At 72.0% G+C, this 12,649-nt stretch carries 13 protein-coding genes and 2 pseudogenes; 7 read left to right on the forward strand and 8 right to left on the reverse strand.

Translation table 11 applies throughout. The annotated features are described in order from the left end of the window. Positions 1-76: 76 nt before the first annotated feature. Positions 77-217, forward strand: a pseudogene (locus OG870_RS07515) (4-hydroxybenzoate 3-monooxygenase); the annotation flags it as partial. Between the two features lie 104 nt (positions 218-321). Continuing rightward, positions 322-936, forward strand: a complete 615-nt coding sequence (locus OG870_RS07520) for a DUF1353 domain-containing protein (RefSeq protein ID WP_266841532.1) — start codon at positions 322-324, stop codon at positions 934-936. A 2-nt stretch (positions 937-938) separates the two neighbouring features. Here the strand turns inward: OG870_RS07520 and OG870_RS07525 are convergent, their stop codons facing one another. Further along, a complete protein-coding gene (locus tag OG870_RS07525; protein ID WP_266677554.1) occupies positions 939-1,298 on the reverse strand; it encodes an ArsR/SmtB family transcription factor in 360 nt (119 codons plus the stop codon). 61 nt (positions 1,299-1,359) lie between these two features. On the opposite strand from OG870_RS07525, the gene OG870_RS07530 reads away from it, so the two are divergent. Then, complete coding sequence (locus OG870_RS07530) at positions 1,360-2,412, forward strand: cation diffusion facilitator family transporter (protein ID WP_266841530.1); 1,053 nt, start codon at positions 1,360-1,362, stop codon at positions 2,410-2,412. A gap of 189 nt (positions 2,413-2,601) precedes the next feature. Here the strand turns inward: OG870_RS07530 and OG870_RS48125 are convergent. The 3 genes and pseudogenes from OG870_RS48125 to OG870_RS07545 all read right to left on the reverse strand — a co-directional run. Next, positions 2,602-2,820, reverse strand: a pseudogene (locus OG870_RS48125) (helix-turn-helix domain-containing protein); the annotation flags it as partial. A 101-nt stretch (positions 2,821-2,921) separates the two neighbouring features. Next, complete coding sequence (locus OG870_RS07540) at positions 2,922-3,476, reverse strand: YbaK/EbsC family protein (protein WP_266530836.1); 555 nt, start codon at positions 3,474-3,476, stop codon at positions 2,922-2,924. A gap of 31 nt (positions 3,477-3,507) precedes the next feature. Next, positions 3,508-4,080 carry a helix-turn-helix domain-containing protein gene (locus tag OG870_RS07545; protein WP_266586212.1) on the reverse strand — a complete coding sequence of 191 codons (573 nt, stop codon included), beginning with the start codon at positions 4,078-4,080 and terminating at the stop codon, positions 3,508-3,510. A 115-nt stretch (positions 4,081-4,195) separates the two neighbouring features. Between OG870_RS07545 and OG870_RS07550 the strand changes: the two genes are divergently transcribed. Continuing rightward, entirely contained in the window at positions 4,196-5,053 is an 858-nt protein-coding gene (locus OG870_RS07550; protein ID WP_266923358.1) for a DMT family transporter, read from the forward strand. 3 nt (positions 5,054-5,056) lie between these two features. Here the strand turns inward: OG870_RS07550 and OG870_RS07555 are convergent, their stop codons facing one another. Further along, positions 5,057-5,821, reverse strand: a complete 765-nt coding sequence (locus OG870_RS07555) for an acyltransferase (protein WP_266586208.1) — start codon at positions 5,819-5,821, stop codon at positions 5,057-5,059. Between the two features lie 147 nt (positions 5,822-5,968). Here OG870_RS07555 and OG870_RS07560 point away from each other — a divergent pair, with 147 nt between their 5' ends. From OG870_RS07560 to OG870_RS07570, 3 genes are all read left to right on the forward strand, one after another. After that, on the forward strand, positions 5,969-6,613 hold the full coding sequence (locus OG870_RS07560; protein WP_327690786.1) for a hypothetical protein: 645 nt from the start codon (positions 5,969-5,971) through the stop codon (positions 6,611-6,613). Then, positions 6,610-7,053 (forward strand): RDD family protein, encoded by a 444-nt coding sequence (locus tag OG870_RS07565; RefSeq protein ID WP_266586204.1) that lies wholly within the window; start codon positions 6,610-6,612, stop codon positions 7,051-7,053. The genes OG870_RS07560 and OG870_RS07565 overlap by 4 nt, the downstream gene beginning before the upstream one ends. 81 nt (positions 7,054-7,134) lie before the next feature. After that, positions 7,135-7,668 carry a gamma carbonic anhydrase family protein gene (locus OG870_RS07570; protein ID WP_266530846.1) on the forward strand — a complete coding sequence of 178 codons (534 nt, stop codon included), beginning with the start codon at positions 7,135-7,137 and terminating at the stop codon, positions 7,666-7,668. Between the two features lie 3 nt (positions 7,669-7,671). On the opposite strand, the gene OG870_RS07575 is transcribed toward OG870_RS07570, so the two are convergent. The 3 genes from OG870_RS07575 to OG870_RS07585 form a co-directional block, all read right to left on the reverse strand. Beyond that, complete coding sequence (locus OG870_RS07575; RefSeq protein ID WP_266841522.1) at positions 7,672-8,322, reverse strand: DedA family protein; 651 nt, start codon at positions 8,320-8,322, stop codon at positions 7,672-7,674. An 87-nt stretch (positions 8,323-8,409) separates the two neighbouring features. Next, positions 8,410-9,963 (reverse strand): carboxylesterase/lipase family protein, encoded by a 1,554-nt coding sequence (locus OG870_RS07580; RefSeq protein ID WP_266586195.1) that lies wholly within the window; start codon positions 9,961-9,963, stop codon positions 8,410-8,412. Beyond that, entirely contained in the window at positions 9,960-12,425 is a 2,466-nt protein-coding gene (locus tag OG870_RS07585; protein WP_327690787.1) for a beta-glucosidase family protein, read from the reverse strand. Before OG870_RS07585 ends, OG870_RS07580 begins: the two co-directional genes overlap by 4 nt. Positions 12,426-12,649: the final 224 nt, after the last annotated feature.

Below are 12,649 nucleotides of genomic sequence, written 5' to 3' on the forward strand. Positions count from 1 at the left end.
GGCCACGGCTCCCCTGCCGTGGCCGACGGGCCATCGTCATCATGCTCGGGTGGCCGCCGCCCCCTCCAACTCCCCCTCAGACGTGTACCACGGCACGTAGTCGGGCGACGCCTACCGCGCGGGCACCACGCCGGCCCGGCTGCGCCGCCTGTTCGAATCCCCCGCCGCGGCGGCCGCGTTCGCGGAGCAGTACCTCGGCGAGAGCTCCACGTCCTGACGGGGCGACAGAAGGCGCCGATCGCGCTACACCGTCCCTAGGGCATCCAACGGGGGACGCTCACAGCACGGGCGGTGGTCGACATGCCATTCCTGCAAGGAGACGTGAACGTCAAGCAGATCGACGCGACGCGGTGGCGTCTGATGGAGCCCGTGGAGTACGAGGGCCGGGACGAGTCGTTCACCGTCCCGACCGACTTCTGCACCGACTTCGCCTCGGTCCCGACCGTCTTCGTGTGGCTGATTCCGCGATACGGCGTCTACACCAAGGCCGCGATCCTGCACGACTACCTCTGCGAGAGGCATCCCGTGAGCCGCAGGGACGCCGACGGCATCTTCCGCCGCGCCCTGCGCGAGCTGGGTGTCTCGGTGCTGCGCCGGTGGATGATGTGGGCGGCCGTCCGGGCGGGCGGCCACTGGTCCGGTGCCGGGGTGGGGCAGGGGGCACTGTGGCTGCTGGTGGCGGTGCCCGCCGCGGCGTTCCTCGCGATCCCCGCGCTGGTCGTGACCGTGTGGCTGGCCCTCTTCCTGGCCCTCGAATGGCTCGTGTACGCCGTCACCCCGCCCCGCGTCGCTCCTCCGGCCAACCGGCCCCGCTTCACCGGCGCACCGAGCAGGGAGGGCGAGGCGGACAAGGGCGGGCTGCCGGGGGCCGCACCGGGCACACCGGATCCGTGCGTACCGGATCCGGGCGCACCGGGAGAACCCGAACCGGCGTGACCTCAGTCGTGCAGCGGCCGGTCGCTCAGCCTGTGGTCCGCGACCTTCAACGCCTCGTCCACCAGCCGCCGCAGGTGCCCGTCCCGCAGTGAGTAGATCACCCGCCGTCCCTCCTTGCGCGTGTTCACCAGACCCGCGAGCCGCAGCCGCGCCAGGTGCTGGCTGACCGCCGGCCGGGCCGCCCCGCACGCCTCCGTGAGCGTCGTGACGTCGGCCTCGCCGCCGGTCAGGGCATGCAGCAGGGTCAGGCGGGTGCGGTCACCGAGGAGCGCGAGGAGTTCGGCGGCGAGTGCGAACTGCTCCTCGCCCGGGGTGCGCGGATGCGCATCGTGCGCAGGTGATAGGTGCATGCGTGCGCTCATACGCACATAATGGCCTCGTGGGCGCCGCGCGTCCACACCCGCGCACCGGAAGGGGACCCACGTGAGCGACCGGCACCACGCACACCACGAGCACCACGCACACCCGCGTCGGCACACCCACCCCTCCCCCGGCCTGCGCCATCGGCTCGGCCATCTCCTCACCCCCCACTCCCACGAGAGTGCCGACAAGCTCGATGCGGCCCTGGAGTCCTCTGCCCGCGGAATGCGCGCGCTGTGGGTCTCGCTGACCGTCCTCGGAGTGACGGCGCTGGTGCAGGCCGCCGTGGTCGCCGTGTCCGGATCGGTGGCTCTGCTCGGCGACACGGTGCACAACGCGGCGGACGCACTGACCGCGGTACCGCTGGGAATCGCCTTCGTGCTGGGGCGTCGGGCGGCCACACGGCGGTTCACCTACGGCTACGGGCGGGCCGAGGACCTCGCGGGCATCGCGATCGTGCTCACCATCGCCGCGTCGGCGGCGTTCACGGCCTGGGCGGCGGTGGAGCGGCTGCTCGATCCGCGTCCCGTCGCACACGTACCGGCCGTGGCGGTGGCCGCACTGGCGGGATTCGTCGGAAACGAGTGGGTGGCCCGGTACCGGATCCGGGTGGGCCGCGCGATCGGCTCGGCCGCACTGGTCGCCGACGGGCTGCACGCCCGTACGGACGGATACACCTCACTGGCCGTGCTGCTGGGCGCCGGGGGCTCGGCGCTGGGGTGGCAACTGGCCGACCCGGTCGTCGGGTTGGCGATCACGGCCGCCATCGCGCTCGTGCTGCGGGACGCGGCGCGCGAGGTGTTCCGGCGCGTGATGGACGCCGTCGACCCGGAGTTGGTGGACCGGGCCGAGGGGGCGCTGCGCGAGGTGCCGGGCGTGCGGGCGGTCGGTGAGCTGCGGCTGCGCTGGATCGGGCACCGGCTGCGGGCCGAGGTCGCGGTGGCGGTCGACGGCGAGGCGACCGTGCGCGAGGCGCACGCGATCGCCGTCGAGGCCGAACACGCGCTGCTGCACGCCGTACCGAAGCTGACCGCGGCCCTGGTGCACGCCGATCCGGCGCCGGCCCCGGGCCAGGAGGACCCCCATCTGGCCCTGGCGCATCACGCCACTCGCTAGTGCCGCAACAGGCAACGTTCGCCCCGTCGCGACGCCCGGCACGCACTCTCACCGCACCGGCCGAAAGCCCAAGTACGTCCAGTACGAGGACTTCCGGCCGGCACGCCGAGAGCACGCACCGGACGCCGCTCCTTGACGGGCAAACGTTCCCTGCCGCGGCACTAGGTGTATTGACCCGCAGCGTTGTTGACGCGGGTGATGGCTGGCTGGCCGCCGAGTGCGGGGACGGCTGGGGCGGTCGATGAGTCCGCTCGCGCCCTCGGAGTGCCGGCGCCGGATCCACTTGTGGGCGGTGGGACGGGAGATGCCCATCTCGGCTGCGACGTGCGCGACGGGACGGCCGGAGCGCACACGTTCGACGAGCAGTCGCCTGCCGTGAACGGTCAGCCGGGCATTACGGTGGGACACGAAGGCCTCCGTGCGGTGAAGATTCGACACCTCCACCACACACGGGGGCCTTCGCCATGATCAAGCCCGGCCCGCGTTAACAACGCTCGTGATCAATACACCTAGGCGCCGAGCCCCTCCAGCACGACCGCGCCCGGCAGTTGCGCGAACGCCTTTCCCGGCACCAGCAGTTTGCCGCGTCGGCGGCCGCTGCCCACCAGGACGTACGGGAGGTCGACGACGGCCGAGTCGACCAGCACCGGCCAGCCGTCCGGGAGCCCGATCGCGGTGATACCGCCGTACTCCATTCCGGTCTCCCCCGTCGCGGTGTCCATGGACGCGAACGAGGCCTTGCGGGCGCCGAGTTGGCGGCGGACGACGCCGTTGACGTCGACCCGGGTGGTGGAGAGCGCGACGCACGCGGCCAGGGTCGTCTCACCGCCCCGCCTGCCGGCCACCACCACGCAGTTCGCCGACCGCTCGAGCAGTTCCCGCCCGTAGTGCTCCACGAAGACGGCGGTGTCGGCCCACCGGGGGTCGGTGTCGACGTAGACGATCTGCTCGGCGGGGACGCTGCCGCGCCAGTCGCGTACGGCGGCGGCGACCGGGGCGGTCAGTTCGTCGAGGGCGTCGGGAGCGGGGATGGCGATGTCGAAGTGTCCGAGGGGCGCGTCCATGACGGCACGCTAACAGGGCGCCGGGGCGCGCTCAGGGGACGGGCGGGACCGACACCGCCAGCACGAACTGTGCCGGGACGTCGCCCTGATTGCCGTAGGTGTGCGGGGCGTTGGCCTCGAAGGTGACGCTCGCGCCGGCCGGGACGCGGTGCTCGGCACCCTCGACGGTGAGGGTCAGCTCACCCGCGGTGACGTGGGCGATCTCGACCGTGCCCACGGGGTGCGGGTCCGAACTGCTGCTGTCCCCCGGCATCAGAAGCCATTCCCACATCTCCAGCGGGCCGGGCGCCTCGGTGCCCGCGAGGAGGCGGCTGTAGCTGCCGGCCTCCGTGTGCCACAGCCGCACCACCTGGTCGGCCGGGACGACCCGCACCTTCGGGCCCTGCTCGTAGTCCAGCAGCGTGGTGATGCTGATCCCGAGCGCGTCGCCGATCTTGACGACCGTACCGATGCTCGGGTTGGTGCGCGCCTGCTCGATCTGGATGAGCATGCCTCGGCTGACGCCGGCGCGGGCGGCGAGCGCGTCAAGAGTGAAGCCGCGCTCGTTGCGCCAGCGCTTGACGTTGCGCGCCAGGGACTGGGTCAGCAGGTCGAGGTCCGACACGTTCCGTCCAATATCCATGTACCGCTGGGCCAATATTTTGGATGACAGGGTTCACTTTGCTGAACTACGGTGTGGTGGACCCGATCGTTCACCGAACTGTACTGCGAGGTGACCCGTGACAGCATTTTTCGCGCTGTCCACCAGCCTCATGTGGGGGCTGGCCGACTTCGGCGGCGGACTGCTGACGCGACGTGCGCCGGCGCTCACCGTGGTCGTCGTCTCGCAGGGGATCGCGGCGGTCGTCCTCGGGGTGATCATGGTCGCCACGGGTGGCTGGAGCGAGGCGGGTCCGCGGCTGTGGTTCGCCTTCGCCGCAGGTCTGGTGGGGCCGGTCGCCCTGTTCTCGTTCTACAAGGCCCTCGCGCTCGGCCCGATGGGCGTCGTCTCCCCGCTCGCGACTCTGAGCGTGGCGGTCCCGGTCGGCGTAGGCCTCGTCCTCGGCGAACGCCCCGGCCTGATGCAGGTCGCGGGGATCGCGGTCGCCGTCACCGGCGTCGTGCTGGCGGGCGGACCCCAGCTCAAGGGCGCGCCCGTGCAGCGGCAGGCCATCCTGCTCACGCTCGTCGCGGCACTCGGCTTCGGCACGGTGTTCGCGCTGATCACGGAGGCGTCGGCGAGTGTCACGGGCCTGTTTCTCGCGCTGTTCGTGCAGCGACTGACCAACGTCGCCGGGGGCGGCATCGCGCTCTACGTCTCCGTGAAGCGCGGCGGCGAGGCGCTCCCGGCCGGCGGTTTCCCCTGGGCGTCTCTCCCGGCGCTGGCCTCCGTCGGCCTCGCGGACGTCGCGGCCAACGGCACGTACTCGGTCGCCGCACAGCACGGCCCCGTCACGGTGGCCGCCGTCCTCGCCTCGCTCTATCCGGTGGTGACCGCACTCGCCGCCCGCGGCTTCCTCAGCGAACGGCTCCGCGGCATCCAGGCGGCGGGCGCGGGCCTCGCCCTGGTGGGCACGCTGCTGCTGGCGACGGGCTAGTTTCTAGGCCTCGGCGTCCAACTCGGCGAGCCGCGCGACCGTCTCCTCGTCCAGTTCCGAGAGCGCGCGCAGCTGTTCGGGGGTGATCCCGTCCGGTATCGGCACCGGCGCGGGTGTCCTGAGGGGCGGCTGCCAGCCCTCGCCGGCCGTCCAGCGCCGTACGACTCGGGCGGGCGCGCCCGCGACCACGGCGTGGTCGGGCACGACGCCTCGGACCACGGCACCCGCGGCCACCACCACGTTCCGTCCGATCCGCGCGCCCGGCAGGATCACCGCGCCGGTGCCGATCCAGCAGCCGGAACCGATCGCCACCGGCTCCATCCGCGGCCACTGCTTGCCGATGGGCTCGTGGGGATCGTCGTAGGAGTGGTTCGTGGACGTGACGTACACGTACGGCCCGAAGTAGCAGTCGCTGCCGATGGTGACCGTCGTGTCGGCGATGACATGGCTGCCCCGGCCCAGGACGACGCCGTCCCCGATGCGCAGGATCGGGTCGGGGCCGAGGTCGAGGTCGGGCATCAGGCCGGCGGTGAGGGTGACCTGTTCGCCGACGATGCAGTGGGAGCCCAGGTGGATCCAGGGTTCGCCGAAGACCGTGCCGAGCGGGAAGGCGAGCCGGGTGTGGGCGCCCAGCGCACCGAAGCGGAAGCGTCCCGGATGCTGCGCGGTGACCGAGCCCGTGCGCTGCACCCAGGCCCAGCCCGCGTGGACGGCGCGCTGCGTGAGGCTTCGCCGCCAGGATGAGAACGTGTTCTTGCGCTTCGGCACCCGCTCACCGTACTCAGGGCCACGTGCACCGACGGGCTCCGCGCCCTGTGATCTTCACCCCACCTGAGCAGGCGTCACCCGGGACGCGGATCACCCGTAGCGGATGAGGCGGCCGCGGCCGACCTGTGGTGCGGTTCGAGGATGACTATGCGCAGCCTCCCGAACCCCTTCGACGCGGCGGGGCGAGTGGCCCGGTACGCACTGGGGACCGCCGGCTCGGTCGCCGACCGCGTGGTCCCCGCGGTGACGGCCGCCGTCCTGGACCGGCTCGACCTGGACGGCCTGGCCGCCCGCATCGACGTCAACCGGATCGCCGACCGCGTGGACGTGATGCGCGTGGCCCGCCGGCTTGACGTCGACCTCGTCGCCGACCGGGTCGATGTGGATCGCATCGCCGACCGCGTGGACATCGAGCGGGTGGCGGCCCGGGTGGACGTGAACGAGGTCGCCGCCCGTCTCGACGTCGACAGGGTCGCTGCGCAAATCGACGTCGCCAGGATCGCGGCGCGTATCGACGTCGACCGGATCGCCGCCCGGCTGGACGTGGACGCCGTGATCGACCGGATCGACCTGGTCGCGCTCACCAAGGCCGTGCTGGAGGAGATCGATCTGGGCCGGATCGTCCGGGACACCAGCGGCGGGATGGCCGAGGAGACGGTCGACGCGCTCCGGCTGAGCAGCGCGCGGGCCGACCGGATGGTGGACCGTGTCGCCGACCGCCTGCTGCACCGACCGGGCGCGGCCCCCAAGGGCACCGACGGTCTCGCGCCGCCGCACGGGCAGACACCGTGACGCGTACGGCGCCGGGCCCCGAGGGCGACACGGCGGGAATCGTGTCACGGTGCCTGGCGGCCCTGGTCGACGCGATCGTGGTGGCGGGCATCGGCCTCGCCGCATACCTCGCCTTCGGCGGCCTGCGACTGCTCGTCACCGGGCCGCCCTTCCGCATGCCCGACCTCTCCGGCTGGCTGACCGGTGTGCTCGGCTGGGCCCTGGCCGTCGTCTACCTGGCTCTGAGCTGGGTCACTTCCGGAGGCACCGTCGGCGACTGGCTGCTGGGGCTGCGTGTCACCGGCCGCACCGGGCGGCTGCTCGGCATCCCCCGCGCGCTGCTGCGGGCCGTGCTGTGCGTCGTCCTTCCCGTAGGCCTGCTCTGGGTTCCCTTCAGCCGGCGCCATGCCTCGGTCCAGGACGTCGCCCTGGCCAGCGCCGTGCACTATCACCACTTCTGACACCACCAGCGTCGCCCCGGCAGGCTGCTCGGGGGGCTCATCGCCTACGGTGCGTGTTGAATCGACGACGAGGAGAGGGCGATGACGCACAAGGCGTTGATCACGGGGATCGGCGGCAGGGAACCGAAGATCGACGGGACGGCCTTCGTGGCGCCCACGTCGTCGGTCATCGGCGACGTGACGGTGGAGGCCGGAGCGAGTGTCTGGTACGGGGCGGTGCTGCGCGGCGATGTCGAGCGGATCTCCGTGGGGGCGCGGAGCAACATCCAGGACAACTGCACGCTCCACGCCGATCCGGGGTTTCCCGTCAGCATCGGGGAGCGGGTGTCCGTGGGGCACAACGCGGTGGTGCACGGGGCGACCGTCGGGGACGACTGCCTGGTCGGCATGGGGGCGACCGTGCTGAACGGTGCCGTCATCGGCGCGGGATCGCTGGTGGCCGCGCAGGCCCTCGTGCCGCAGGGCATGCAGGTGCCGCCGGGGTCACTGGTGGCGGGAGTGCCGGCCAAGGTGAAGCGGGAGCTGACGCAGGAAGAGCGCGAGGGCGTCACGCTCAACGGCACGCTGTACGCGGACCTCGCCAAGGCGCACCACGAGGTGCACGACAGGGCCTAGGCCTCAGTCGGCGGCCGGGACGGGCTCCGGTTCGGCCGCTTCCCTCTCGGCCGCCGCCTTCTTCGCCTTGCGCTTCAGCACCAGCATCGACGTCAGGCCGATCAGCACGGCAGCTACCAGGCCCAGGTACGAGAACCGCTTCAGCCAGTCCTCGGCGACGACGCCCACGTAGTAGATGACGGCCGTCGTGCCGCCCGCCCAGCAGATGCCGCCGAGGACGTTGGCGAGCAGGAACTTCCAGTACGGCATGTGGAGGACGCCCGCGAGCGGGCCGGCGAAGATGCGCAGCAGGGCGACGAAGCGGCCGAAGAAGACGGCCCACATGCCCCACTTCTCGAAGGACCGCTCGGCGGTGGCGACATGTCCCTCGCTGAAGTGCCTCGGGAACTTCCCGCCCAGCCAGGCCAGCAGCGGGCGTCCGCCCTTGCGGCCGATCGCGTAGCCGATGGAGTCGCCGATGACGGCACCGGCGGTCGCGCACGCGCCGAGCACGATCGGGTTGATGCCGGAGTGCTGCGAGGACAGCAGGGCCGCCGAGACCAGGACGATCTCGCCCGGCAGCGGGATGCCCAGGCTCTCCAGACCGATGACCAGCGCCACCACGGCATAGACGGCCCCGGCGGGTACGGTGTCGAGCCACTCCTGGACGTGCAACGCCGGTTCCTCCCGTTGAAAAAACGCTTCGTTCCCTGCATTCCCGGCGTGCGCCCGAAAGGGGCGCACGCCGGGAAGCCTACCGGGTCAGCCCGTTGAGGCGCCGTCCCAGAGATCGCACTGGTGTTCCTGATGGACAGAGGTGCTGAGGGTGTTCCCGCCCTTGGACGCCGTCTTCAGCGAGAGCACCGTCCCGGGGACACCGGGCATCACCGGCTGCCCCTCGGCACGCGGCACACCGTCCCGTACGAAGGATCCCCAGTACTGCACCATCTGCCGCGAGAGCACCCTCTGCTCGGCGTTCAGCGGGGAATCCAGACCGAACTGCCTGAAGAGGTACTGGACCTCGTTCACGTGGGTCGCACCGAAGTCGAAGTCCGTGTGCAGGTTGCGCAGGGAGGCGAAGGGCGGGGAGGTGAGGTCGGCGAACTCGTACGAGTAGACCCGGCCGCGGGTGGCGAGCAGGCCGTCGAGCCGCAGTGCCGGGCAGCTGAACAGCGTGTCGCCCAGTGCGGTGGCATAGGCGATCGTCGGCGTCGGGTAGGCCGACAGCGGGTAGCGCTGCAGGGCCTGCTCGCCGAAGGCGTTCCGCATGACGTCGGGATACTGCCCGGCCGTGAGCGGCGTGCCGTTCAGGTCATAGGCGGCGAAGGCGAACAGACGCCCCTCGTCCTTGTTCGAGCCGTTGATCACCGGCACACGGGACGCGGTCCCGTTCGCGACGGCCTCCTCCGGCTGCACCGGCAGGAAGGCACCGCCGGCCACCGGGCCCCAGTCGAAGCCGCCCTGGGCCTCAAGGATCTCGCGAGCGGACTTGCCGCGCAGACACGCGATGTCCGTGCAGCCGAGCTTCTTCACGAAGTCGGCCCCCTGAGCCACCGCGTCCTGGTGCGTGCGTGCGCCGCAGTCGTCGTAGGCACCGCTCTCGATGATGCCCGCGCGGAACAGGCCCCTCGCCGTCGGTGAGGCCAGCTGGGTGCAGACCGAGCGGCCGCCCGCCGACTCGCCCGCGATCGTGACCCGGGCCGGATCGCCGCCGAAGCGGGAGATGTTGGCGCGCACCCAGCGCAGCGCCGCCTGTTGGTCGAGCATGCCGAAGTTGCCGGAGACCCGGTCGTGCGTCTCGCCGTCGAGACCGGCCGTGGCGAGGAAACCCATCGCGCCGAGGCGGTAGTTGACGGTCACGACGACCGTTCCCGTCTGCCGCGCGAAGGTGTCGGGCACGACGTCCTGACCGGCACCGGCGGTCAGTCCGCCGCCGTGGAACCAGACCAGGACCGACCGCCTGGCAAAGCCGTCGGGGACGTACACGTTCAGGTCCAGGCAGCTCTCGGTGTACGAGGGCTGCTCGTAGCCTGGATCCCAACTCGCGCTCTGTACGCACTTGTTGCCGAAGTCCCGTGCGGAGCGCACCCCGTGCCAGGCCCGGACGGCGTGCGGCGCACGCCAGCGGAGCCTGCCGACCGGCGGCTCGGCGTACGGGATGCCGAGGAACTGCCGTCCCTCGGCGGTGCTTTCGCCGCGTACCCGGCCCGCATCGGTACGGACGACGGGGTCGCCGTGCGCGGCGGCCTGCGCCGGCACCGGGGCGACGAGGACGGCCGCGAGGGCCGTCAGCACGAGGGCGATTCGGCGTATCACGAGCCCACCTCCACGTTCGTCCGCAGTCGAAGATCACGCGAGGACGCACCGACCCACACGGGGCGGCGGCCGGTCCCGAGCACCCAGTGATGGCGCCTGGGGTCCCATGAGGACAGGGTGCGCGCGGCGACGTCCACCTCGACCCGCCGCCGCTCCCCCGCACGCAGGGTCAGCCGCCGGTAGCCTCCCAACACCCGTACCGGCTGGTCGAGTCGGAGCCGGGGCGAGGGTCCGACGTACACCTGCGGCACGGCCACGCCCTCGCGCCGCCCGGTGTTGCGGACGCCGAAGGACACCGCCAGGCCACGCCGCGTCCAGCGCGCCCGCACGTCCTCGTACGAGAAGGAGGTGTACGACAGTCCGTGCCCGAAGGGGAACAGCGGCCGTACGCCCTCGGCGTCGTACCAGCGGTAGCCGGCGTGGATGCCTTCCGAGTACTCCTCGGTGCCGTCCACGCCCGGGTAGCGGTGGGGGTCGCCGGCCACGGGGTGGTGGTCGTCGTCGGCCGGGAAGGACTGGGTGAGACGGCCGCCGGGGTCGCGGTCGCCGAACAGGACGGCGGCGGTGGCGGCCGCGCCCTCCTGGCCCGGGTAGTACATCTGGAGCACGGCCCCGGTGCGCCTCAGCCAGGGCATCGACGTCGAGGACGAGGTGTTGAGGACGACGGTGGTGCGCGGGTTGGCCGCCGTGACGGCCTCGATCAGCTGCTCCTGGTGGCCAGGAAGGGCGATCGTGGCCCGGTCCAGGCCCTCGGTCGCGTCCTCGTAGGCGAACAGCACCACGTTCCGCGCGGCCCGTGCGGCGGCGACGGCCTCGGTGACGTCCCGCGCCCGGGTCGCGCCGGTACTGCGCCGCAGCCGGAAGAGCAGGCCGTCGGCCCCTCCTTGTGCGGTGATCCGCAGCGCATGGGCGCCCTTGGCGAGCGTCAGGGTCTTGCGGCGCACCGAGAGCCCGTCGGGGGCCGCCGAGACGAGCCCTCCCGTGAAGAACTCGCCGTATCCGGGGGCCTGCGGGAACAACTCCGTGCCGTCCAGGAGCACCTTGGGGCGTGCCGTGGGCGCGGACGAGAAGTGCAGGACGAGGGTCCACTCGTCGGCGTCGGGGACGGTGAGCGTTCCGTCGTACGTCCAGACCTTGCCGGCGTCGACCCGGCGGCCCTCGCTGTCGAGGGCGGGGCTCAGCGCGGACGCCGGGATCGCCTTGCCGAACAGGTCCTCGCCGAGTGCGTAAGTCACTTTCCCGGCACGGGACTTGATGACGTCCAGCGGGCTGTCGGCGTGGTCCGGCACGACGTGCGCGCTCCCGCCGCCGCTGACGAAGGGCAGGGCGCCGGTCGGGCCGATCACCGCGACGCCGGTGCCCTCGGCCAGGGGCAGGGTGCGGTGCTCGTTGCGCAGCAGGGTGGCGCCCGCCTCGGCGACCTCCCGGGCCAGGGCCGCGCCGGCCGGTGCGTCGCGCTCCGGGCGCGGCGGCGCGCTGCCGTCGAGCAGCCCGAAGCGGTCCATGACGGCGAGGATCCGGCGTACGGCACGGTCGACGTACCGCTCGGGCACACTGCCGTTCCGCACGGCCGACTTGAGCGCCGTACCGAAATGGGTGCCGTCGGGCATCTCCATGTCGAGGCCGGCGGTGATCGCCGCGACGGTGCTGTGCGCGGCGAACCAGTCGGTCATCACCCAGCCCTCGAAGCCCCACTGGTCGCGCAGGATGTCCGTGAGCAGTGTCTTGTTCTCGCACGCGAACGTGCCGTTGACCTTGTTGTAGGCGCCCATCACCGCGCCGGTGCCGGCCGCGACGGCCGCCTCGAAGCCGCGCAGTTCGGTCTCGTGCATGGTCTGCTCGTCGACCCGCACGTCGATCGACATGCGGTCCTGCTCCTGGTTGTTCATCGCGTAGTGCTTGACGGTGGCGATCAGGCCCTCGTCCTGGATGCCGCCGATCTCCGCGGCGACCAGGTCGGAGGCGAGCAGCGGATCCTCGCTGAAGGTCTCGAAGTTGCGGCCCGCGTACGGGGTGCGGATGAGGTTGACCATCGGGGAGAGCAGGACGTCCTGACCCAGAGCGCGGCCCTCGCGGCCGATGACCTGTCCGTAGCGGCGGGCCAGGTCGGGGTCGAAGGCGGAGGCCAGCAGGACGGGGGCGGGCAGGGCGGTGGCGTGCTGGGTGACGCGGACGCCGGCCGGGCCGTCGGCGAGTCGGAGCCGGGGAATGCCGAGGCGCTCGACCGGGGGGACGTAGCCCGCCTGGCCGAGCGAGTCCGGGTCGGTGGCGCCGTGCAGGAGGGAGATCTTCTCGTCGAGGGTGAGCCGGGCGACGAGGCCTTCGACGCGGGGACCGGCCCCCGCCTCGGGTCTGTCCAGCGCGTGTGCGGGGGGCGTGAGACCGCTGGTGGCCGCCGAGGCGACGGCTATCGCGCCGCCCAGCAGTCGTAGCGCGGATCTCCGGGAGACAGTGTCGGTCATGGGCCGTCACTCCTTCGGTGTGCGGGCACGACGGTGTGCACCGCAGGTGCGCCCCGGTGTCCCGGTCTGCGTTCGGCATCTGAACGCACCATGCGTCAGGCCGACTTGGCACCCCGGTGGCAGCTACGGGCGCGGCGGGAAAACTAGAACGGCCAGTGACTCGTGTCAATGAACCGAACAGGAAACGTCCGGATGCCGACAAGAACCGAAGCCGGGGCCGCCCG

The organism is Streptomyces sp. NBC_00461, from assembly GCF_036013935.1.
Taxonomy (GTDB): domain Bacteria; phylum Actinomycetota; class Actinomycetes; order Streptomycetales; family Streptomycetaceae; genus Streptomyces.